Origin of the sequence: Allonocardiopsis opalescens, from assembly GCF_003002095.1 — a bacterium.
In the GTDB taxonomy this organism is placed as follows: Bacteria; Actinomycetota; Actinomycetes; order Streptosporangiales; family Streptosporangiaceae; genus Allonocardiopsis; species Allonocardiopsis opalescens.
In genome coordinates this window covers 1,306,673-1,328,708 of record NZ_PVZC01000001.1, presented here as the reverse complement: position 1 = coordinate 1,328,708, position 22,036 = coordinate 1,306,673, and the positions used below count along the sequence as shown (strand labels likewise).

The 22,036-nt window shown below is 74.5% G+C and carries 19 protein-coding genes; 8 read left to right on the top strand and 11 right to left on the bottom strand.

The features are described 5' to 3' along the window. Positions 1-19: 19 nt before the first annotated feature. Positions 20-802 carry a VOC family protein gene (locus CLV72_RS05465; RefSeq protein WP_106240200.1) on the bottom strand — a complete coding sequence of 261 codons (783 nt, stop codon included), beginning with the start codon at positions 800-802 and terminating at the stop codon, positions 20-22. 301 nt (positions 803-1,103) lie between these two features. Between CLV72_RS05465 and CLV72_RS05460 the strand changes: the two genes are divergently transcribed. From CLV72_RS05460 to CLV72_RS05450, 3 genes are all read left to right on the top strand, one after another. Then, on the top strand, positions 1,104-1,430 hold the full coding sequence (locus CLV72_RS05460; RefSeq protein WP_106240196.1) for a hypothetical protein: 327 nt from the start codon (positions 1,104-1,106) through the stop codon (positions 1,428-1,430). Between the two features lie 132 nt (positions 1,431-1,562). After that, positions 1,563-2,087, top strand: coding sequence for a hypothetical protein (locus CLV72_RS05455; RefSeq protein ID WP_106241435.1), 525 nt, complete (start codon positions 1,563-1,565; stop codon positions 2,085-2,087). A 709-nt stretch (positions 2,088-2,796) separates the two neighbouring features. Beyond that, a complete protein-coding gene (locus tag CLV72_RS05450; RefSeq protein ID WP_106240193.1) occupies positions 2,797-3,741 on the top strand; it encodes an SDR family oxidoreductase in 945 nt (314 codons plus the stop codon). Between the two features lie 63 nt (positions 3,742-3,804). Here the strand turns inward: CLV72_RS05450 and CLV72_RS05445 are convergent, their stop codons facing one another. The 6 genes from CLV72_RS05445 to CLV72_RS05420 form a co-directional block, all read right to left on the bottom strand. Further along, positions 3,805-4,983, bottom strand: a complete 1,179-nt coding sequence (locus CLV72_RS05445; protein WP_211302708.1) for a sensor histidine kinase — start codon at positions 4,981-4,983, stop codon at positions 3,805-3,807. Then, positions 4,980-5,636, bottom strand: coding sequence for a response regulator transcription factor (locus CLV72_RS05440; protein ID WP_106240190.1), 657 nt, complete (start codon positions 5,634-5,636; stop codon positions 4,980-4,982). Before CLV72_RS05440 ends, CLV72_RS05445 begins: the two co-directional genes overlap by 4 nt. A 55-nt stretch (positions 5,637-5,691) precedes the next feature. After that, positions 5,692-6,891, bottom strand: coding sequence for a serine hydrolase domain-containing protein (locus tag CLV72_RS05435; RefSeq protein ID WP_106240188.1), 1,200 nt, complete (start codon positions 6,889-6,891; stop codon positions 5,692-5,694). Between the two features lie 118 nt (positions 6,892-7,009). Then, positions 7,010-8,233 (bottom strand): WD40 repeat domain-containing protein, encoded by a 1,224-nt coding sequence (locus tag CLV72_RS05430; RefSeq protein WP_106240185.1) that lies wholly within the window; start codon positions 8,231-8,233, stop codon positions 7,010-7,012. Positions 8,234-8,329: 96 nt separating this feature from the next. Then, positions 8,330-9,718 carry an MFS transporter gene (locus CLV72_RS05425; RefSeq protein WP_211302707.1) on the bottom strand — a complete coding sequence of 463 codons (1,389 nt, stop codon included), beginning with the start codon at positions 9,716-9,718 and terminating at the stop codon, positions 8,330-8,332. Positions 9,719-9,761: 43 nt separating this feature from the next. Further along, entirely contained in the window at positions 9,762-10,496 is a 735-nt protein-coding gene (locus CLV72_RS05420; protein WP_106240183.1) for a GntR family transcriptional regulator, read from the bottom strand. Positions 10,497-10,621: 125 nt separating this feature from the next. Here CLV72_RS05420 and CLV72_RS05415 point away from each other — a divergent pair, with 125 nt between their 5' ends. From CLV72_RS05415 to CLV72_RS05400, 4 genes are read left to right on the top strand one after another with little or no spacing between them, the layout of a single operon-like run. Further along, positions 10,622-11,905 (top strand): MFS transporter, encoded by a 1,284-nt coding sequence (locus CLV72_RS05415; protein ID WP_106240180.1) that lies wholly within the window; start codon positions 10,622-10,624, stop codon positions 11,903-11,905. Between the two features lie 7 nt (positions 11,906-11,912). Then, a complete protein-coding gene (locus tag CLV72_RS05410; protein ID WP_106240177.1) occupies positions 11,913-12,863 on the top strand; it encodes a phosphoglycerate dehydrogenase in 951 nt (316 codons plus the stop codon). A gap of 46 nt (positions 12,864-12,909) precedes the next feature. Further along, positions 12,910-14,286, top strand: coding sequence for an acyclic terpene utilization AtuA family protein (locus CLV72_RS05405; RefSeq protein WP_211302706.1), 1,377 nt, complete (start codon positions 12,910-12,912; stop codon positions 14,284-14,286). Further along, positions 14,279-14,605 carry a DUF4387 domain-containing protein gene (locus tag CLV72_RS05400; RefSeq protein WP_106240174.1) on the top strand — a complete coding sequence of 109 codons (327 nt, stop codon included), beginning with the start codon at positions 14,279-14,281 and terminating at the stop codon, positions 14,603-14,605. Before CLV72_RS05405 ends, CLV72_RS05400 begins: the two co-directional genes overlap by 8 nt. Before the next feature lie 73 nt (positions 14,606-14,678). Here the strand turns inward: CLV72_RS05400 and CLV72_RS05395 are convergent, their stop codons facing one another. Beyond that, a complete protein-coding gene (locus tag CLV72_RS05395; RefSeq protein WP_146159342.1) occupies positions 14,679-17,720 on the bottom strand; it encodes a family 78 glycoside hydrolase catalytic domain in 3,042 nt (1,013 codons plus the stop codon). 283 nt (positions 17,721-18,003) lie between these two features. Further along, positions 18,004-18,543 (bottom strand): PadR family transcriptional regulator, encoded by a 540-nt coding sequence (locus tag CLV72_RS05390; protein ID WP_106240167.1) that lies wholly within the window; start codon positions 18,541-18,543, stop codon positions 18,004-18,006. A 182-nt stretch (positions 18,544-18,725) separates the two neighbouring features. Here CLV72_RS05390 and CLV72_RS05385 point away from each other — a divergent pair, with 182 nt between their 5' ends. Continuing rightward, positions 18,726-19,862, top strand: coding sequence for a serine hydrolase domain-containing protein (locus CLV72_RS05385; protein WP_106240163.1), 1,137 nt, complete (start codon positions 18,726-18,728; stop codon positions 19,860-19,862). A 31-nt stretch (positions 19,863-19,893) separates the two neighbouring features. On the opposite strand, the gene CLV72_RS05380 is transcribed toward CLV72_RS05385, so the two are convergent. Both CLV72_RS05380 and CLV72_RS05375 read right to left on the bottom strand, forming a co-directional pair. Beyond that, on the bottom strand, positions 19,894-21,177 hold the full coding sequence (locus tag CLV72_RS05380; protein WP_106240161.1) for a phytase: 1,284 nt from the start codon (positions 21,175-21,177) through the stop codon (positions 19,894-19,896). 75 nt (positions 21,178-21,252) lie between these two features. Then, positions 21,253-21,915 carry a FadR/GntR family transcriptional regulator gene (locus tag CLV72_RS05375; RefSeq protein ID WP_146159341.1) on the bottom strand — a complete coding sequence of 221 codons (663 nt, stop codon included), beginning with the start codon at positions 21,913-21,915 and terminating at the stop codon, positions 21,253-21,255. Positions 21,916-22,036 lie beyond the last annotated feature (121 nt).

The following is a 22,036-nucleotide window of genomic DNA, read 5'->3' as shown; positions in this document are numbered from 1 at the left end:
GCGGCGGACGGCCTGCGGGTCAGCCGGCGGCGCTCGCGTTGACCGAGAACAGCGCCCCGGCCGGGTCGCGCAGGGTGGCCTGCCGGCCCACCCCCGCGGCGGTCTCGGCCGGGATCGCCACGGTGCCGCCGTGCGCGACGGCGGCGGCCACGGCGGCGTCGCAGTCGGCGACGGCGAAGTACGGGTGCCAGCCGAGCAGCCCGGCGGAGACCTCCGCGGGCAGCTCGGTGAGCGCCATGATCCCGCCGTGAGGGCCCCCAGGCCCGCCGGCCGGCGCGACGACGGTGTAGGCGGCGCCGCGCACCAGCACCAGGTCCTCGGTCTCCCAGGCGAACACCGACCGGTAGAAGTCCCGCGCCGCCGGCACGTCCAGAACGTACAGCTGCGTCCACCACAGCGTGTTCGGCGCGCCCACCGCGTCCAGCCCGGCCCGCTCCCCGGGCCGCCACAGCGCGAACCGCGCCCCGGCCGGGTCGGAGCAGGCGGCGGTCCGCCCGGCCGCGAGCACGTCCAGCGGCCCGGTCCGCACACTCCCCCCGGCCCGCTCCACGGCCCCGGCGGTCGCGTCCACGTCGGCACTGTGGAAGTACAGCGTCCACCCGGCCCGCGCCCCCTCCTCGTCGAGCGGCCCGACCCCGGCCACGACCCGCCCGTCCAGCAGGAAGAACCCGTACCCGCCGGCCCCCGCCGACCGGAACCCCCACCCGAACAGCGCCCGGTAGAACCCGGCCGCCCCCTCGACGTCACGCGTCCCCAGATCCACCCAGTTCGGCGCACCCGGCACGTAGTCGGTCGTCAGCACAGGTCCTCCTGGCGGTCGAGGGACGGGCCGCGTCGACGGCGCCGGTGTCCCGTCCAGGATGTCAGGAGAGGCCGGGGGGAAGGGCGTTGCGGTGTCGGTCGCTCTCGGTTCTCCACGCCGTTAGAGTGGGCCGTGACGAGGCTGGTTCGCAGCTCTCGGTAAGACCGACGAATCCGTGCGCTCGACAAGCTCGCGAAAAAAGTCGCCAATGCCGCACAAGCGGCCCTGTGATCTGCGCCGCGCCGCCGGCCATCGGCCCCACTGGCGGGTGGTACCGCACGTTCCCGGTCTCCCGGCGGTCGTGCAGCAGGAGATCTCCCAGATAGAGATTCAGACCCACGCGAACTGGGCGCGCTTCGGCCTGTGGCCGGGAGCCGTGGCCGAAGCCCTGACCGGGTGGTCGATCACCTCCGCTACCGGCGATCCCGCCCAGCTGCGGTTCCATCCGTGCGGCTGCTGCGGCCGCAGCAGCCGCGGCCTCCTGGACGAGGTGCTCGAGATGCTCTCGGCTCCCAGTGCCCGCGCTCTGACGCGCTTGATCGAACCGCTGGACGAGCGCTTCCGCGACCGCAGCCTGCCGAACCCCTCGGCACCAGAGGACATCCCCTGGTGGATGCGCCGACTGTGACCGACCCTCACTTGCCCGGCTTGTGATCTGACCCGGCAATCGCGCTGACCCACCCGTTCTTGGTGCGAACGTCGATGGCCGCCGGCGCTCGCTGCGTGCCCGGCGGCCACGAGGCGCCGTTACGGTGTGCCCGTGCAGTCGTTGATCGCCACCATTCAAAGGCAGGACGAGGCGGCCCGTTTCCTGGCCTGGACGGGTGATTTCGACCTGGACCGGGGCGACCACTGCGAGGATGTCCACCTGGCCTCGGGCGACGCGCTGGAGGGCTTCGCGGGCGACGCCTCCGGAGGCACTTTCTTCTTCTGCGGTCAGGGCGGCGAGGAGCGTCCCGTCCTCTACGCGGACTCCGGAGGACAGGCGGCCCTGATCGCGGTGGGTCTGGCCGAACTCCTGCGGCTCCTGCTGGTGGCGCCCTGGTGGCGCGGCTGCCGGACGTTCACCGCCGAGGAGAGCCGGACGCTCTCGGCCGAGTACCTGGCCGACATCCCGGACCTGGTGGCCCGCCGGGACCGTACCGCAGCGGCTCTCGGACTGGAGCCTCCACCGGAGGAGCACGTGCTGGCCCGCTTACGGGAAGTGGCCGTCGAAGTCGGCAGGAGCGTCGTCCTCGTCTACACGCCTGAGGACCGTCCCTACGCTCCTCTCTTCACGGGCTGAGACGACCCCTCCGTGCGACAGCGCGCCCGACGACGGCGACATCGAGGTCGGGAATTCACGCCCCTGGTCCGATGGTCGACGGCCCGACCACCTGCCGGACCAGCGGCGGTACCGCAGGGCCGGCCTGGCGTCTGCTGACCGCTGGCCCGCCGACGGTCGGCCGCTGGGGTATCGGTCGTGAGGGACGGGCCGCAGCGAGCGGCGCGCGGTGGCGCCGACCCGGCCCGCACGACCGACGGTGGCGGACGCGGACGCACCCGCCGAGGGGGCGCGTCCGCATCTCGCCGCACCCGCATCATTCCCGCGGCAGCCGGCCAAGCATGTGCCGCCGGACGCGGTACCGCCGCGGCATCGTCTACTGCGGAGACATCACCTCGTGACGAACGGCGTCCACGGCCGGAGAGGCGCGGGCCGGGCTTCCGGTGTCCGCTGGGAGTTCTCGGGCCCACGATTCGCCGATCCCCCTCCGGAGCGGAGGGGTGGTCCGGCGAGCCTGTGACCGGGAGGTCCTGGATGCGCTCGGGCCGTCCGCCGAGGATCGATGACATGGCCGGAGCGGGGGCCACGGGCGCGCAGGTGCCGGGCCGCAGGTGAAGCGCCGTCCGGCGCGCCCCGGCGCACCGGGGTCTCCACCCGGTGGGCGGCCGCTCCGGCGGGGTCAGCCGGACTCGACGACTGACACGCGGACACGATTCGAAGGAGCACGACCATGCCACGCACGCCGATCGACATCGCCATCCCCGCCCTGACCGGCAAGCGCGCCGTGGTCACCGGGGCGAGCGACGGCATGGGGCTGGGCATGGCCCGGCGCCTGGCCGCCGCCGGCGCGGAGGTGGTCATGCCGGTGCGCAACCCGCGCAAGGGCGAGGCGGCGATCAGCGCGATCAGGACGGCCGTCCCCGGCGCACAGCTGTCGCTGCGCGGCCTCGACCTGTCGTCGCTGGAGTCGGTGGCGGCCCTCGGTGACACCCTGCGCGGGGAAGGGCGGCCCATCCACATCCTGATCAACAACGCGGGCGTCATGAGGCCGCCGAACCGGCAGCTCACGGCGGACGGCTTCGAAGTGCAGTTCGGCACCAACCACCTGGGCCACTTCGCCCTCGTCGGGCGGCTGCTCCCGCTGCTGCGGGCCGGCCGGGCCCGGGTGACCTCCCAGGTCAGCGTGGCCGCTCGTCGCGGCGCCATCAACTGGGACGACCTGAACTGGGAGCGCGGCTACCACGTGATGCGCGCCTACGCCCAGTCCAAGATCGCGTTCGGGCTGTTCGGCCTTGAGCTGGAGCGGCGCAGCCAGGCCCACGGGTGGGGCATCACCAGCAACCTCTCCCATCCCGGCGTGGCCCCCACCAGCCTGCTGGCCGCCCGCCCCGAGCTCGGCCGCGGCCGGGACACCCCCTACATCCGCCTGATCCGGGCGCTCTCGGCCCGCGGCGTCCTGCTCGGAACCGCCGAGACCGCGGCACTGCCCGCCCTGATGGCCGCGACCGCTCCCGACGCCGCGCCCGGCGCCCTCTACGGGCCCAGCGGCCCGGGCAATCTCGGCGGCCCGCCGGCCGAACAGCGGATGTACGCCCCGCTGCGCAGCGCCGAGGAGGCGCAGCGCGTCTGGCGGGTCTCCGAGGAGCTGACGAAGACCGCCTTCCCGAGCGCCTGACCTTCCCGGGAACCGCACGGCCGGCAGGGCTCCCGTCCGGCCCTGTGCCGTCCGCGAGGGCGTTCACCCGGTCGGCGCCTCCGGTGGCCGGGCCGGGAAGCGGACGGTGATGTCGAGCCCGCCGGCCGGGCGGGCGGTGAGGACGACGGTGCCGTGGTGGGCGGCGGCGATGGCGCGGACGATGGACAGGCCGAGGCCGGCGCCGCCGTCGGCGCGGGTGCGGTCGGCTTCGCCGCGGACGAAAGGTTCCAGCAGCCGGTCGGCCTCGGCGGCGCGGACCCGCGGCCCGGTGTTGGTGACGCGCAGGAAGACCCTCGACGCGTCCGCCTCGGTGCCGGTGGCGACCGCGACACGGCCGCCGGCCAGGTTGTAGCGGACGGCGTTGTCGACGAGGTTGCCGGCCAGGCGCTCCAGCAGGCTCGGCTCGCCGGTGACCGGCGCCGGACGCAGCTCGGCCCGGACGGCGAGCCCTCCGGCCGCGGCCGGTCCCGCGGCGGCCTCCAGCGCGCCGGCCGCGACCTCGGCGAGGTCGGCCGGGCGCGCCTCCGGGGTCCCGGCCTGGCTGCGGGCCAGCATGAGCAGGCCGTCCAGGGTGGCCTGGCCGTGCTCGATCGCGGTGCGGACGTCGCCGGCCATGGCGAGCAGTTCGGCCGTCGACGGCCGGCCGTCGAGGGTGACGTCGATGGCGGTGCGCACGGTGGCCAGCGGGGTGCGGAGTTCGTGCGCGGCACTGGCGGTGAACATCCGCTGCGCGGCCAGCACCCGGTCGCGTTCGGCGATTCCCTGCTGGATGCGGTCGAGCATCCCGTTGATGGTGCCGGCCAGGGTGGCCAGTTCGTCGGCGGGCGCCGTGACCGGCACGCGTTCGGAGATGTTCTCGGCGGACAGGCGCTGAGCGGTGGCCGCGATCGTGCGGATCGGCCGCAGGACGCGCCCGGCGACCAGCCAGCCCAGCACGGCGGCCAGCGCGGTGACCACCGCGAGCGCGATCGCGGCCTGGGTGAGGAACTCGGCCTGCGCCGCGGACCGCGCCAGCTCGGTGAGTTCGGCCAGCTCCCGGTCCGGGGCCGGGCCGGGCCCGGACCCGCCGGGCGGCGTCCGCTCCAGCCTGGTCTCCTGGTGCTGCCGGCCGCGCAGCATCAGCAGGTAGGTCAGCGCGGTCAGCAGGACGCCGGCCGCCAGCACCAGTCCGGTGTGGAGGAGGGCGAGCCGGGCGCGTGCGGTCGGCCGGACGGCTCTCACGCTTCGATCCGGTACCCGGCGCCGGTCACGGTCGCCACCAGCGGCGGCTCGCCGAGTTTGCGGCGCAGGGTGCCGACGGTGATCCGGACGGCATTGGTGAACGGGTCGGCGTGCTCGTCCCACACCTTGTCCAGCAGCGTCTCCGCGCTGACCACGGCGCCGCGCGCGGCGAGCAGCTGCTCCAGCACGCCGAACTCCTTGGGGGTCAGGTGCAGCAGCCGCCCGGCGCGCTCCGCGGTGCGTCGCGCCGGGTCGAGGACCACGTCCGCGGCGCGGAGCACCGGCGGCCGGGCCGGCGCGCTGCGCCGACCCAGCGCCCGCACCCGGGCGACCAGCTCGGAGAAGGCGAAGGGCTTGCCGAGGTAGTCGTCGGCGCCCATGGCCAGGCCGCTGACCCGGTCCTCGACCGCGCCGGACGCGGTGAGCATCAGCACCCGCGCCGTTCCGCGCTCGGCCAGTTCCCGGCAGACCGCGTCGCCGTGCACCACCGGCAGGTCCCGGTCCAGCACGACCACGTCATAGGGGGTGGTCGCGCACTTGTCCAGGGCACTGCCGCCGTCGGCGGCGAGGTCGACGGCGAAGCCGTGCCTGCGCAGTCCGACCGCGAGGTATTTCGCGAGGGAGTGTTCGTCCTCGACCAGCAGCACGCGCACGCCCGCAGTATCCCAGCCGGGGCGTATGGCCCCCGTATGGCCCGGGGCGCGCCGGCTACTCCGTGATGTGCCTTACGGCGGCGTTCACGACCTCACCGGCGGCGTCGTCGCAGTTGGCCAGCACGGCGACGAACCAGTCGGAGTCGGGAAACCAGTGGACGTTCGCCGAGATGCCGGGGGCGCCGCCTCCGTGGCCCAGGACCCACTGGCCGCCGGTCAGCGCGCTGATCGTCAGGTAGTTCCCGAACGAGGCAGGGGGCGGCGGCTCCGCCGCGGCGGCGGGGTCCGCGCCGGGGTCCCGCGGCGTCTTCGGGCTCATGGCGAGGTACAGGTGCTGCTCGCCGACGAGGTCGCCGCGCAGCAGGGTCTTCACGATCCTGGCCAGGTCCGCGGCGGTCGCGAAGGCACCGCCCGCCGGCGTCCCGACGAAGGTCTGCCGGTCGTCGATGACGTCGGTGATCTCATCGCCGTCCTTGACGTACGGGTGGGCGATACGGCGGTCGGCGCGCCACCGCGGCAGGGTGTAGAAGTCCGTGGCGGTGGTGCGGGACGCCGCGAAGACACGGGTGCGGATGTAGTCGTAGTAGGTCATGTCGGAGAGCCGGGCGACGATCGCGCCGAGGATGACGAAGCCGGTGTTGCTGTACACGCTGCCCGATCCGGGCACCAGCGTGGGCCGGTCCATCCGCACGTACCGCAGGGTGCCCTCCCATGCCTCCTCGACGCTGTCCCAGGTCGCCGCCTCCCGCCAGAAGTCGCCGATCCGCATGTAGTTGCCCAGCCCTGAGGTGTGGGTGAGGAGCTGGTGGACGGTGACGGCGTCGGCGACCTCGGGGGCGAAGCCGTCCAGGTGCCGGCCGACCGTGTCGTGGTGGTGCAGTGCGCCCTGCTCGGCGAGCTGTGCGATCGCGATGGAGGTGAAGAGCTTGGTCACCGAAGCGGTGGAGAAGATCGTGCCGGATTCGTTCGGGATGCCGCGCGCATGGTCGGCCATTCCGTACGCGCGTTCCAGCACGGGCCGGTCGCGGTGCTCCAGCAGCACGGTGCCGGAGAACCTGTCCTCGGCGGCCAGCCGCGCCACGAGGTCGTCGAAGGCGCCGCCCGGGCGCAGCCCGTCCGGTACGGAGCCGGAGGACGGGGACCGCCCGGTGGCGGCCTCGGCGATGCCCGGGGCGGCCAGCGCGGTGCCGGCCACCACCGGGGCGGCGCTCAGCATCGCGAGGACGGACCGCCGGGATGGGTGCTTGTCGTGCACGGTTCGGATCTCCTCGGTCGTAGGTCTGGCAACGGGCTCAGATCTACCGAAGAGGACCGATCGGCGGCCGATCGGCGGGCCATAGCCGGCCCGTATCCGGGCGGGCGGCGCCGACCGGTCAGATCCGCCAGAGTTCCGCCTGGTTGCGGGCCGTGCCGACGAGCAGGCCGCCGTCGGGGGTGAGGACGGGTGCGAAGACCTGGGTGCCGAAGTCGATGCGGGCGCGCAGCTGCCCTTGGGCCAGGTCCCACAGGCAGATCTGGGAGCCGTGCTCCACGGTGGCCAGGACGGTGCCGGCGGGGTCGGCGGCCATCTCCGGGTACAGGCCGTCGCGGTGCAGGGCGTGCAGGAGCGCTCCCGAGGCGGTGGACCACAGTTCGACGCGGTTCACCAGGCCGACGGCGAGGACGGCGCCGCCGCAGAAGGCGATCCGGGTGTTGCGGTCCGCGCGGAAGCGGTGCGCGACCTCGCCCGTCGCCGGTGTGCGCAGCTGCACGCCCTCGTCGGAGACGGTGGCCAGCCAGCAGCCGTCCGGGCTGAAGGCGATCCGGGGGAACCAGCCGTCCATGGTGGCGGTGTAGGCGGCCTCGCCCGTGGCGGCGTCGTAGAGGGTCACATCGCCCCGGTCGCGCAGTTCGGTGGCGGCCGTCCCTCCGGCTTCGGCGGCGTCGGCGGGCATCCGGCGGCGCCGGTAGCCGACTCCGGCCAGGAAGCGGCCGTCGGGGCTGAACACCACCGCGCGGTGCGAGTTGTCGCCCCAGGCCCTCTCCAGGGTGTAGCGCTGCCGGCCGCCGTCGGCGTCCCATACCCGGATCGCGCCGTCGAAGCCGACCGTCGCGAGCAGTTCGCCGCGCGGGTCGAAGCCGACCGCCATCACCTGCCAGGACTGGAAGGCGTGCGCGACTTCCACCCCGGTGCGCACGTCGTGGACGTCGACGCCCTTCCCCGTCACCGACGCGCGGGCGAAGAGTTCGCCGTCCGGGCTGAAGGCCATCCCCTCCGACGGTCCGCCCCGCCGGAAGCTGTGCAGGTGCAGACCGCTGCCGGCCTCCCACAGGCGGTAGGTCCAGTCGTCGCTCTCGGTCGCCACCACACCGGTGCCGGCGGCGTGGGCGACCCTCCTCACCCACCGGCGCAGCAGCAGGCCCCGCTTCCTGGGGTGGTCGAACACGCGGAGCCGCCGCGGTCCGTCGCCGGAGTCGTCCCCGAGGGTGTGGATGTGCACGCCGCCGGAGATGACCCGAGCCTGGACCACCGGACCGCGCACCTGGCCGGACAGCTGGTTGTGCACGCCCTCACCGGGATCGGCGTCCTGCCGTTCCTCGGGCTTCCGCTCGGCCATGCCTGATTCTCCCCCGGGACGGGGGCCGGCGGTAGGGCCCCTCGGGCGCGGCGTCCGGGTCGTCCCGGGCGGATCCAAGCCGGCCGCGCCGCGGTGCTAGCCGTCGCGGCCGACGCCGCGCAGCGAGCGGTCCGCGAGGCTCGCGGCCAGGAGCAGCAGCGCCGCGCCGGTCATCGGCCAGGCCAGGCCGTGCATGCCCGCGGTGGTGGCGCCGTCCTGGAAGAAGGCGGCGGTCGCGGCGGCGGACAGCAGCGCACCGAAGTAGGTGGCGGTGCGCAGCAGGCCGGCCGAGGCGCCGATGCGCTCGGGGTCGGCCTGCGCGTACAGGGCGTTCTGGTTGGCCAGGCCGCTGAGGCCGTGCGGGACGCCGAAGACGGCGGCCAGCACCAGCAGCAGCCAGACCGGGCTGTCCGGGCCGAGCAGCAGCAGGGCGGCGCAGCCGGCGAGCTGGACCAGGGATCCGGCCACCAGTTTGCCGCGCACCCGCGGGTTCCGCCCGGTCGGAACGGTGATCGCGATGGCCGCCAGGGCCATCGGCAGCTGGATCAGGCCGGCCGACGCGGTGTCGATGCCGCGGCCGTCCTGCAGCCACTGGCCGTAGCCGTAGAGGAAGGTGTAGGTCACCGTGTACGCGAGGAACTGGCGGGCGTAGGTGGCCAGAAGCGGAAGCTTGCCGCCGAGCACCCGCAGGTCGATGAAGGGGTGGGCGACGGCGAGCTGCCGGTGGACGAAGGCGGCGCCCGCCGCCGCGCCGGCCGCCGCCAGGTACCAGCGCTGGGCGGCCGGCGCCATCAGGAAGGTCATCAGCATGGTGAGCGATCCGGCGAAGAGCGCCATGCCGAGGACGTCGGTGCGGGTGCGCGCGGCGGCGGCGCCGCCCGCGGGCAGCCGCAGGGCGCCGAGCACGAGGCAGGCCGCCGCCAGGGGGACGTTGACCGCGAAGACCAGGTACCAGCCGCCGGCGCCGATGAGCAGGCCGCCCAGGGTGGGGCCGGCCACCGTGACGATCTGGTTGGCGAGGGTGAGCGCGGCCAGGACGCCGCTGGGGTTCTTGGTGCCGGTGCGGTCGGCCTCGGCGCGCAGCAGGGACATCGACGCCGGGTAGGCCGCCGAGGTGCCGAAGCCGAGCAGCACCCGGGAGGCGACCAGGATCCACAGGTCGGGGGCGAGCACGCCCAGCAGGCCGGCGCAGCCGACCAGCGCCGTCCCCGCCAGGTAGAGCCGGCGCGGCCCGAAGGCGTCGACGAGCCGGCCGGCCACCGGCTGGCCCACGGCCGTGGCGAGGTAGAGGCCGGTGACCAGCCAGGCCGTCTGCGCGGGCGGCGCGTCGAAGGCGCGGCCGATCGGGATCAGCGCCACCGCGAGCATCGAGGAGTTGACCGGGTTCAGGATCGAGCCCAGGACCATCGGCACCAGCAGGCGGCGGTCGAAGCCCTCGGGCGGGTCGGTCCGCCCGTGGCGCAGCCGCCGGAGAAAGCGCCTCACGCCCGGGCCGCCCGCTCGCCGGAGCGCGGTTCGCGGCGCACGGTCAGTCCGCGGCGGCGGGTGGGTCCTCCGGCGGGCGGCGCAGGTCGGCGAGCCCGCCGCGGGCGTCCGCGACCGCGATCCGCTCGGCCGCCTCCGCGTCGCCCTCGCGCAGGGCGCGGACGAGGGCGCGGTGGCTGGTGTAGCGGTCGAGGCCGAAGCGCTGGTCGACGGCGGCCCGCCGCAGCAGCCGGCTGCGGCGCTCCTCGCGGGAGAACACCCGGGTCTGCTCCAGCAGCCGCACCAGGACGGGGTTGCCGGCGCAGGCGGCCACGGCGTCGTTGAAGCGCTGCATGGTGTCGAAGAGCTCGCTGACGTGCCGTTCGACGGGCCGGCCCTCGCTGGCGCGCTGCTTGATGACGATGAGGCGGTCGTCGGCGTCGTCGAGGATGGCGTCGAGCGCGTCGAGCTGGCCGGCGGTGGCGTGGTGCGCCGCGAAGCGGGCGACCAGGCCGCGCAGCGCGAGCTCGGCCTCGGCGAGCTGCTGGATCGCGGTGTCCTCCATGGCGGCGACGACGACCGTGCGCGGCCCGGTGCGCTCGATGAGGCCGTCCTGCTCCAGGCGGCGGATCGCCTCGCGGACCGGGGTGGGGCTGACCGACAGCCGCTGGGCGAGCCCGCGCTCGGTGACCTTCTCGCCGGGCCGCAGCTCGCCGGTGCTGATCGCGTCGCGGACGGCGCGGTAGGCGCGGTCGGCGAGGGTGTCGGGCGTCAGCGCGTGCAGTCCCCCGGGAGTCATGCGGCCGATCCTAGCTTCTCCATCGCAAATCCGTTAAGCCCCCTTTGACATTTTTGCTATAGCAAAATTAGGGTGCCCGTGAGCGGCGTCACACCGAGGCGGCCGCAGGTGCTGGGAGGTCGCCGATGACGGCACTGGACGCCCCCGCCGGCCGTACGGCGGGGCGCACGATCACCTTCTTCGTGGTGCTCGCGGTCTTCGCGCAGGAGTCGACCTGGAACTTCTACGACGCGCAGGTGCCGCCGCTGCTGCGCGAGTACGTGGCCAGCGCCGCGCTCGTCGGCGCGCTGATGGGCATGGACAACCTGCTGGGCATCTTCGTCCAGCCCTGGATCGGCAACCGGTCGGACAACACCCGCACCCGGTGGGGCCGGCGGATCCCCTACCTGGCGGTCGGCATGCCCGTCGCCGCCCTGCTGTTCGCCTCGATCCCGCTGGCAGGCTCGCTGCCGGTGCTCATCGCGCTGATGTTCGCCTACGCGCTGGTGTGCAACAGCTTCAAGCCGATCGCCGAGGCGCTGCTCCCCGACTACATCCGGCCCGAGCGGCGCAGCAGGGCCAATGCCGCCGTGAAGGCGGCGGCCAGCCTGACCATCGTCGTCTCGGCGCTGATCAGCCTCTTCCTGGTCGACTCCTATCCGGTGCTGTCCTTCTCCGTGCCCGCCCTGCTGATGCTGGTGTCGGCGGCGGTGCTCGTCGCCTGCGTCCGCGACAGCACCTCGCCCGCCTACCGGGCCGCCGCGGCCGAGGACGCCGCCGCGAACGGGGGCCGGGCCGAGGGCGCGCCGCCGACGCGCATGCGCGACATCCTCTCCGACATCATCCGCGACCCCAACCGGGAGCGGCTGCTCATCATCGTGGCCATCCTGCTGTTCGGCTGCGCCTGGGCCGCGTCGCGCTCGCTGGTCACGCCCTACGGGATGGAGGCGCTGGGGCTGTCGCGCGGCAGCGCCGGCGGGCTCACCCTGCCCAGCGGGGTGGCCTTCATCCTGGCCGCCTTCCCGGTGGCGCTGCTGTCGGAGCGGATCGGCCGGCTGCGGGTCATGGCCGCCGGAATGGCGCTGTTCGCCGCCGCGCTCACGGTCGGCGCCCTGGTCAACACGCCGACCGCGGCCGTGGTCGCCCTGTGCGTGGGCGCGGTCGGCGCCTCGGGCTTCCTGGTCAACGCCGCGGTGATCCTGTGGAACCTCGCCCCCTCGGCCGGGATGTTCGGCGTCTACACCGGCCTGTACACGGTCGGCTGGGCCTCGGGCGGCTTCCTCGGGCCCACCCTGGTCGGCGCCATGGTGGAGGTCACCGGCTGGCGCTTCATGCCGGCCGACGCCGCGCTGCTCGCCGCGCTCGCGGTCGCCGTGGTGCTGCGCGTCCTGGTGCTGAGCCGCCGCGCGGCGGCGGCGCGGGTCCTGTGAGGGGCGGATGTCGAAGATCCTGGTCACCACCGACTACTCGCACCCCGGCAGCGAGGCGGACGCCGTGCTCGTCCGGGCCGGCCACCAGGTCGCCTACCGCACCGGCGGCGACGCGGCGGCGCTGGCCGGCGTGGAAGGGGCGATCGTCGCCAACGACCCCCTGACCGCGCGGGTGCTGGAACAGGCCGGCTCGCTGCGCGCGATCGTGCGCGCGGGGGTCGGATACGACTCCGTCGACGTCGAGGCCGCCACCCGGCTGGGCATCCGGGTCAGCAACCTGCCGGGCGTCAACAGCAATGCCGTCGCCGAGTACACGATGGGCCTGCTGCTGGCCGCCGCCCGCGGGCTGGTCGACCTGGCGCGCGGCGTCGGCGAGGGCGGCTGGCCGCGCCGCAGCGGCCGCGAGCTGCGCGGCGCCGTCCTCGGCCTGGTCGGGTACGGCCCCGCGGCGCGCGCCGTCGTCCCGCTGGCGCGCGCCTTCGGCATGCGGGTGCTGTGCACCACGCGGTATCCCGACCCGGCCGCGCGCGAGCTGCGCTTCACCGGCCTGGCGGAGCTGCTGCGGGAGTCCGACTACGTCTCGGTGCACACCGCGCTCGGCCCGGCCACCCGCCACCTGTTCGGCGCCGACGCCTTCGCCGCGATGAAGCCCACGGCGGTCCTGGTCAACACGGCCCGCGGCGGGATCGTGGACGAGGCGGCCCTGGTGCGGGCCGTGTCCACCGGGCAGATCGCCGGCGCGCAGCTCGACGTGGCCGGCACCGAGCCGCTGCCCGCCGACAGCCCGCTGCGCGGTGTCGAGGGCATCACCGTGTACTCGCACATGGCGGGCCAGACCGCCGAGGCCCGCCGGGCGGCCGACATCGGCGCGGCACACGAACTGCTCGCCGCGCTGCGCGGCGAGCCCGCCAGCCCGGTCAACCATCCGGCCGGCCGCACGGGGGCGGACGAGCCCTGACCGGGCACCGCCCCTCACGCCGGACCCACGACAAGGAAGTGACCACGTGAACGACAGCTCAGTGCGCGTCCTGGTACCCGCGGGCATGCTGGGCGCGGGATTCCCGCCCGAGACGGTGGAACGCGGGCTCGCCCTGGGCGCCGACGTCATCGCGATCGACGGCGGCTCCACCGACTCAGGACCCCACTACCTCGGGTCGGGGACGCCCAAGACCGCGCGGGCGGCCGTCGCCGCGGACCTGCGGATCCTGCTGAACGCGGCCGCGCGGGCCCGGATCCCGCTCATCGTCGGCTCCTGCGGCACCAGCGGGACCGACGGCGGCGTCGACTGGGTCGCCGGCATCACCGCGGAGATCCTGGCCGAGGACGGGCTCGGCCTGACCGTCGCCACCGTCTACAGCGAGCAGAGCCCCGAGCCGCTCGCCGAGCGGCTCGCCGCCGGGGCGGTGCGGCCGCTGCCGCCGATGGGCGAGCTGGAGCCCGGGACGCTGCGCGAGTGCACGCACATCGTCGGCATGATGGGCCACGAACCGATCGAGGCCGCGCTGCGGGCCGGCGCCCAGGTCGTGCTGGCCGGGCGCGCCACCGACACCGCCGTCGCGGCCGCCTACCCGCTGATGCGCGGGATGCCGCCCGGACCCACCTGGCACGCCGCGAAGATCGTCGAGTGCGGCGGCCAGTGCACCACCGACCCGCGCGCCGGCGGCGTGTTCGCCACCATCGACCATGACGGCTTCACCATCGAACCGCTCGACCCCACGGTCGCCTGCACCCCCACCTCGGTCGCGGCCCACATGCTCTACGAGACGGCCGACCCCTTCCGGATGCGCGAGCCCGCCGGCACGCTCGACGTGTCCGCAGCGGACTACCGCGCGCTCGACGAGCGGACCGTGCGGGTGGAGGGCTCGCGCTTCGAGCCGGCCGAGCAGCACACGATCAAGCTGGAGGGGGCCCGGATCAGCGGCTACCAGACCATGTCCTTCTCCGCGATCCGCGACCCGCGCATCCTGGGCCAGATCGAGGACTGGGCCGCGCTGCTGCGCAAGGTCCTCGCCGACCGCGTCAGCCGGACGCTCGGCCTCGCCCCCGACGACTACGCCGTCGACCTCCGCCTCTACGGCCACAACGCCGTCCTCGGCGAACTCGACCCGGCCAGCGGACCGCCGCGCGAGGTCGGCGTGATGCTGCTGGTCCAGGCGGCCGACCAGGCGACGGCCACGGCCGTGGCGAAGGTGGCCAACCCGCTGATGCTGCACCTGCCGACCGCCGACATGGCCTACCTGCCGAGCCTGGCCTTCCCCTTCTCCCCCGCCGAGACCGAGCGGGGCCCGGCCTACGAGTTCGTCCTGAACCACACCGTCGACGTGGACAGCCCCACGGCCCTGTTCCGCACCGAGTACCGAAAGGCCGCCGCCGATGCCTGAGACCCTGGGCGACCTCGCCCTGGAGGTCCGCTCCAAGAACGCCGGCCCCTTCTGGGTCACCATGGAGCTGTTCATGCGCGACGCCGAGGGCTACGCCATGGCCGCCGACGAGGACTTCCTGAACGAGGAGGTGATCGCCCGGCTCTACGGCGTCCCGGCGGGCGAGGTCCGCTTCTTCCGGATCCCCGCGCTCAGGGTCGTGAAGCTCTCCTTCCCCCGCGCCGCCTCCCAGGGCGGGCTGCACGACCGCGACGTCCACCGGGGCCAGCACCACGTGCCGCTGGCCGCCCTGGTCCCGCCCGGGCGGCCCGGCGGCTGACCGGCGGTCCGCGGGGGCCGGCGGCCGTCCCGGTGCGCGGCGGGCGCGCACCGGGACGGGGGCGGCAGGCCGGCTAGGTGCCGCGCCCGATGTCGGAGCGGGCCGCCGCGCCGACCAGCGCGGTGTACTCGCGCCCGTCGATGACGCCGTCGGAGCGCAGGCTCCGCGCCACCTCGGTGACGTGCCGGACGAACGGGCCGTGCCCGGACCAGTCGGCCTCATCGAGGATCCGGTGGTTGATGGTGCACGAGCCCGCGACCGTCCGGTCCGCGACGCCGCTGTCGACATCGCCGAGCATGACGGTGGGCGCCTGCGGGTCGACGCAGATGTCGCCGGTGTCCTCGGCCACCACGAAGCGCCAGGTGCCCGAGCCGACCCGGTAGACGGCGTAGCCCTCGCGCACGCCCGCGAACTCGGCCTGCGGCGAGGCCGCCACCTGCTCGGCGGTCCGGCCCAGCAGCGGCACGTGGATCTCCCCCGTCGCGTTGGGCGGCACCGTCGCCTCCAGCTCGAACTCGCCTTCGCCGTCGCGGCGCCACCGGGAGGCGACCTCGCCGCGCACCGTCTCGGTGGCCGCCTCGGCGTGGTCGAGTCCGGTGGGGATGTGCGGCCGGATCCGCACCGCCGCGTATCCCGGCTCGGCGGGGGTGATGCCGGCCAGGTCGGCGAACATCCAGTGGCCGATGGAGCCGAAGAAGTGGTGGTTGAGGGAGCGGGTGTCGGCCTCCCAGTGCTCCTGGAGCGAGCTGTTGCCGAGTTCGATCCAGTAGCCCCAGCTGGGCTCCTCGGTCTGGGTCGCCACGGCGTAGGCCGTGTCGATGTGGCCGTGGCGGGTGAGGACGGGCAGCAGGTAGCGGGTGCCGACGACGCCGGTGTCCAGCCGGTCGCCGCGGCCCTGGATGTCGGCGACCAGGTTGGCCACGACCGCGTCGACGTGCTCGTCGGGGACGAGTCCGAAGGCCAGCGGCAGGATGTTGGAGGTCTGCCGGTACTCGTCCACGCCGGGCGTCCGGTAGAGGCCGGCCTCCTCGTCCAGGAAGGCGCCGTTGAAGGTGGCGCGGATCTCGCCCGCGCGGGCCTGGTAGGCCTCGGCCCGCTCGGGGTCGCCGAGGATCTCGGCGGTCTCGGCCAGCCAGGTCGCCATCAGGTAGGCGTGGGCCGTCGAACTCAGCACCGGCCCCTCCGGCGGGTCGCCGCCGGGGGCGAGCCAGTCGCCGAGCCCGACCGGGTACAGCCCCTCGGCGTCCACCCGCGACTCCAGCCAGGAGAAGTACCGGCGCATCCCGTCGTAGTGCCGCTCAAGGGCCCGCACATCGCCCTCCATTTCGTAGAGGTTGCGCGGCAGCACGAACAGGGCCATGTCCCAGGCGGGGGTGGGCCCGTGCACGGCGGGCCAGCCGGGCTGCCCTTCGTAGCTCCAGCCCGGCGTCGGCACGATCGTCGGCAGCTCGCCCGAGGCCAGTTGGGAGTCGGTGATGTCGTCCAGGTACCTGCGGTGGAAGCGGCTCATGTCGAACTCGTAGCTTGCGGTGGTCGAGGTGAGCTGCGCGTCGCCGGTCCACCCGGCCTTCTCGTAGACGGGGGTGTCGGTGGGGATGTGCTGGTGGTTGTTGAGCAGCGCCCGGCGGGTGTTGCCGCGGATGGTGTCGAGCAGCTGCGAGCCGCTGTCGAAGTGGCCGACGGAGGCGAAGTCGCTGTGGATCCGCCGCCCCTGGACGGTGGCCGCCTCGGGGGGCGCGGGCAGGCCGCGGACCTCCACGAACCTGAAGCCCTTGTAGGTGTAGGACGGCTCCCAGACCTCGCCGCCGGCGTGCCCGCCCAGGGTGTAGACGTCGGTCTGGGCGCGCGGCACGTCGTGGAAGTCGTCGTACTGCGGGATCGTCACCAGGCCGTCGCCGTCGAGCCGTTCGCCGTAGCGCATCGACACCTCGGTGCCGGCCGGGCCCGCCACCGACAGCCGCGCCCAGCCCGCGATCTGGACGCCGAGGTCGAACACGTAGACGCCCGGCTCAGGTTCGGTGACCGCCACGGGGGTGATGGTCTCGGTCACCCGGACCGGTTCGCTCGGCTGGGCCCGCAGCACGCCGCCGGGCCCGCCCGACGGCTCGGCCGGCTCCCAGCCTGCGTCGTCGTAGCCGGGCTCGCTCCAGCCGGGCTGTTCGAGGCGCGCGTCGTAGGTCTCGCCGACGAAGACCTCGTCGTAGCGGGTCGGTCCGTCGTCGCTCGTCCGCCACCGCTCGTCCGAGACGACCGTGGTCGTCGAGCCGTCGGGGTGGGTCACGACCAGCAGGGCGCGCAGTTCCGGATCCGACCACCAGGGGGCGGTGCTCCAGTTCCAGGAGTTGTCGGTGCTGATGCCGTAGAAGCCTCGTCCGAGTTCCACGCCGATCGCGTTCGGGCCCTCGTCCAGCAGCTCGGTGACGTCGTGGACGGTGTAGAAGGCGGTGTCGCTGTAGTCGGTGTGGCCGGGGTCGAGCACCGAGCCGCCCACGCGCTCGCCGTTGATGTGCGCGACCGAGTAGCCCAGGCCGCTGAGGTACAGGCGGGCCCGCGCGACGGGGCCGCCGGAGTCGAACTCGTGCCGCAGGCGCGGCGCGGGCGGGTGCTCGCCCTCCGGCTCCTCGCGGCCCGGGCCGCGGCCGATCCAGGCGGCGCCGTGCCAGTCGGCCTCGTCGAACAGCCCCGTCTCCCACCAGCTCGGGGAGCTCCAGCGGGTCGGGGTGCCGGCCTCGTCCCACACGCGGACCCGCCAGTGGTAGCGCGTGCCCGGCTCCAGGGCCGGCCCGGCGTAGGGGATGTGGGCGGACGCGCCGGTGGCGACCCGGCCGGAGTCCCACACCTCGGCCTCGCCGTCGCGCAGGGCGGCCGCGGAGGCAGCCACCTGGATCTGGTAGGCGGTCTGCAGCACGCCGCGGCGCTGCGACTCCAGCCGCCACGACAGCCGCGGCCGCGCCGCGTCGGTGCCCAGGGGCCGCGGTGCGTCCTGCACCCTCAGATCGGTCACCGACACCTCGGCGGCCGCCGCGGCGGCGGGGGGAGCGCTCGCGGGCGCCGCGAGCAGTCCGGAGGTCAGTACGAGGACAAGGGTCGTCAGAAGTGGTCGGCGTCTGGACATCGCCTCTCCCAGGGGGACGTTCAGCGGGGTGCGCACCGGACGAGAACTTAAAACGTTTTATAGCTGCCGTGAACGTACGTTGATCACGCCGGAACGTCAAGCCCTTCAGGTGACCGTAGTCACAGTCTGCCGAAAATCCAGGTGGAAGCGGGTCATGTCCCGGACGTACGACCCGGGGGCGCCTCAGCGGCAGCGATGGCAGGCTTGCCGGACCCGGCTCCGCAGGGTCCGGCGGGCCGCTTCGCCGAGCAGGATGTGAAACGTTTCGATCGGGCGGTCCGGCTCAGCGGTCCAATGGCCCGTACCGGTCGGCGCGCTCGCGGAACCAGTCGAGCATGAAGCGGTGCGAGGCGATGCCGTAGTCGAGGGCGGCCCGCTGGTGGGCGGCGATGTCGCGGTGCCGCTCGGGGACGTTCAGGGTGTCGAGGTGCCGGTCGAGGGCGGCGAGCCGGGCCAGGTCGGCCTCGATCCGCGCCGTGACGCCGCGCAGCACCGGTGCGCGTTCGGCCGGGTCCAGCAGGCCGAGGAAGTAGAGCCGGGACAGCGCCGCGGTCTCCAGGTCGGGCCCGGCCGGCTCCCCGGTCATCCAGGCGCGGAACTCAGCGCGGCCGGCGTCGGTCACCCGGTACACCTTGCGGCCCCGCCCGCCGGCTTCGACGCTGGCCACCTCGATGAGCCCTCGCGCGAGCAGGCCGTCCAGCGCGCGCCTGATACTGCCGGAACTGGCGCTGTAGAAGAGCGCGACACCGGCCTCGAAGCCCTTGATCAGGTCGTAGAAGCTCTGCGGGGCGATCAGCAGCAGACCGAGGATCACATTGCCCATGGGGCGAGTCTAGACCCGCCCTTGTATCTCATAGACATGTCTAGTAGATATATTGGGCGCGCCGGGATCCGCACCCGGCCGGCACGGGGCGCCCGCCGCCCCGCAGCCGCCCGCCCCGACCACCGCGCGGGACGGCGCCCGCCGCGCCGCGACGCCGGGCAGCCACCGGAGGGCCCACGCCCATGGCCGCGACACCTCCCATCACGACCCCCGCCGATGACAACAGCGTCCCCGCCGAGGTCGGCGCGCGGCTGACCGGGCTGCTGGAAGACCTCGTCTCCCGACCCGGCATGCACCACGCCATCGCCGCCGTCATGAGCGGCGACGGGCGGCGCTGGTCCGCCGCGTCCGGTCCCGCCGACGGCCCGCGGCCGCGCCCCGGCACCCCCTTCTTCATCGCGAGCGTCACCAAGCGCTTCATCATCGCGCTGGTCCTCCAGGCGCACGAGCGCGGCGAACTCGATCTGGCCGCGCCGATCACGGACTACCTGCCGGCGGAGACGACCACCGGTCTCCACGTCCTCGGGGGCGTCGACCGGACGGCCGCGATCACGGTGCGCCACCTGGCGAGCCACACCTCCGGCCTGCCCGACCAGTTCGAGCGGCGCCGCGGCGGCACCAGCCTGAACGAGCACCTGGCCACCGGACGGGACACGGCCTGGACCTTCGCGGACACGCTGCGGATCACCCGCGAGGAGCAGCGCCCGCACTTCGCGCCGCAGGACCTCACCGCCGCCCGGCAGCGGGCCCGCTACTCCGACACCGGCTTCCAGCTGCTCATCCGCGTCCTGGAGACGGTGACCGGCCGGTCCTTCGCCGAGCTGCTGACCGAGCGCATCACCGCTCCGCTCGGCCTGCGGCGCACCTGGCCGCCGGCGGGCCGCCCGCCGGACGCGGCGAGTCCGCGGCCCGCGCCGCTGTACGCGGGACGGCGCCGGGTGGAGCTCCCGGCACTGATCGAGTCCTCCAAGGACCTGTACAGCACCACCGGCGATCTCCTCGCCTTCCAGCGGGCGCTGCTGGACGGCGGGCTCTTCCGCGAGGCGCGCACGCGGGAGCGGCTGACCGAGCGGCGCAACCGGCTGCGCAACATCCCCGTCCTCCGGTACGGGCTGGGCACCATGTTCTTCAGGGTCGGCCGGCTCATGGCCCCGGGGCGGCGCCCCGTGACGCTCGTCGGCCACTCGGGAGCCACCGGGACCTGGCTCTTCCACTGCCCGGAGCTGGATGTGCACCTGGCCGGCACCGTCGACCAGACCAGGGGGCAGGCCGTCCCCTTCCGCTTCATGGCGCGGTGCCTGGACGCCTGGCGGGGGTGACGGCGCCCCTGTCCGAACGGCCGGGCCGCGCTCAGTCCAGGCCGAGCAGCCGGGCGTCGATCAGCTTGAAGTTGGTGTTCGGGCGCGGCTCGCCGTCCTCGCCGGGGACGTCCGGGGTGTTCGCGCCGTCGTGCACCACCAGGAGGCCCGCGGGGCGGCCGGGCAGCGGCGCGCTGGTGACGGCGGCGCCGTCGCTCTCCTGGACGCCGTCCGCGGCCGGGCCGTCGGCCACGGTGAACTGGCCGGTGGGGGCGTTGGTGCGCCGGTCGTACTGGAAGAAGGTGTCGTCGCCCTGGGCCGAGACCAGCAGGTGGCCGGAGCGCCGGCCCGTCTCGTACACGGTGACGCCCTCGACGTCGGCGCCGATCCGGCCGCCGTACCCGGGATCGCGGTCGTAGTGGACCTCGCACTCCTCGGTCGCCGGGTCGTAGGTGGCGGGGACGCCGTACTCGCGGACGCGCTCCACCACCGACCGCCGCCCGAAGGCGGTGCCGGCCGGGTCGACCCGAATCCGCCACAGCGCGACGTCCTCCTGAGCGGCGTAGAGCGCGCCCGTGGCGGGGTCGTAGACCATGCCCTCCACCTGCGGGCCCTCGCCCGGCTCGCCGCAGGGGGTCCAGCTGCTTCCGTCTGGCAGCCGGAAGGCGTCCGGCAGGTCCACCGTGCCGCCCAGGCGGTAGCCGACCCGCCCGCCGCGTGCGGTGATCTCCACCAGTCCGAGCCGGGTGGTGCTGCGCCGGCTGACCACCGCGTGCGCCCGGCCGCCGTCGCTCCAGGTCGCCAGCCCGTACGCGGTCGCCTGCCCGTTGACCTCGGCCTGGTCGGCGGAGAAGACGAACGGCACCTCGGCCGCGGTGACGTCGGTCAGCGGCGCGCGCCCGGCCGCCGCGGCCTCGGGGTCGATGCGGTAGAAGCGCAACTGGTCGCGGCCGCGGTCGGTCACCACGGCGAGGTCGACCGTGCGCCCGCCGAGCCGGAAGCCGCTGACCAGGTCGACATTGTTGAACCGGCCCGCCTCGTCGCCGGGTCCGGGCGGGGGCGGGGTGGCGATCGACTGGAGTTCGCGTCCGCTCAGGTCGTACACGCGCAGGCCGCCGTTCTTGGCGGTCGCCACGATCAGGCTGCCCCCGGGGACGTCCGGGTGGACCCAGATGGCGGGGTCGTCGCCGTCGGCGTCGCCGCCCGCGGCGTCGTCGAACAGGGCCGGCGTCTCGGCGAAGGCGGTGACCGGGCGTGCCGCCGGGGCGGCGTGGGCGGGGACGCCCGCGGCGGCGGCGCAGCCGGCGGCCAGGGCGAGGGCGAGGAGGGCGCGCATGCCCGCAAGCCAAGCACGGGCGGGTGAACCCCGCCGGCCGGACGGGTGAACGGACCGGGCCGCCGCGGGCGGGCGCTAGCGGGTCGGCGCCTCGCCGGTCTCCTGCCAGTAGCGGAAGACCGCGCCGAGGTGCGCGCTCATGGCGACCCGGGCGCCGGTCTCGTCGCCCTCGGTGATCGCGTCGAGGATCGCCTGATGGGAGCGGACCGCCTCCTTGTAGGCCGACGGCAGGGCGAGGTTGTGCCTGCGGACGTCGACCAGGCTGGTGTGCAGCGAGGAGAAGATCAGCTCGATCACCCGGTTGCCGGTGACGCGGGTGATGACGGTGTGGAAGGCGGCGTCGGCCTCGGCCGCCGCCGTCAGACGATCAGCGGAGTCGCGAAGGGTGCTCATGGACTGCCGCAGTGCGTCGATGTCGGCGGCGGTGGCGCGCGAGGCGGCGACGCCGGCGGCGTGGGTCTCGATCAGCTCGCGCACCTCGTGGATGGAGCGGTAGTCCAGCCGGTTGTCGCGGAGGTAGAGGTAGAGCGCCTCCTGCGCGCGCTCGGGCGCCACGGCGGTGACGGTGGAGCCGCTGCCGCCGCGCGGCGAGACCACGCCGCGGCCGGCCAGGTGGCTGATGGCCTCGCGGACCATGGGCCGGGAGACGCCGAACTCGACGGCGAGGTCGCGTTCGTTCGGGAGGCGGTCACCGGTCTTGAGGGTGCCGTCCTGGATCCGCCGCAGCAGGTTCCGCACCACGTCGTCGGAGCGACGGGACTCGGCGCCTGGGCGTCCGCCATTCGATGGTGCTGACAGCGCTGCCTCCTCCGGGCATCCTCACCAGCAGCAGATTCTAGCCGCCCGCCGCGCCTGCGCC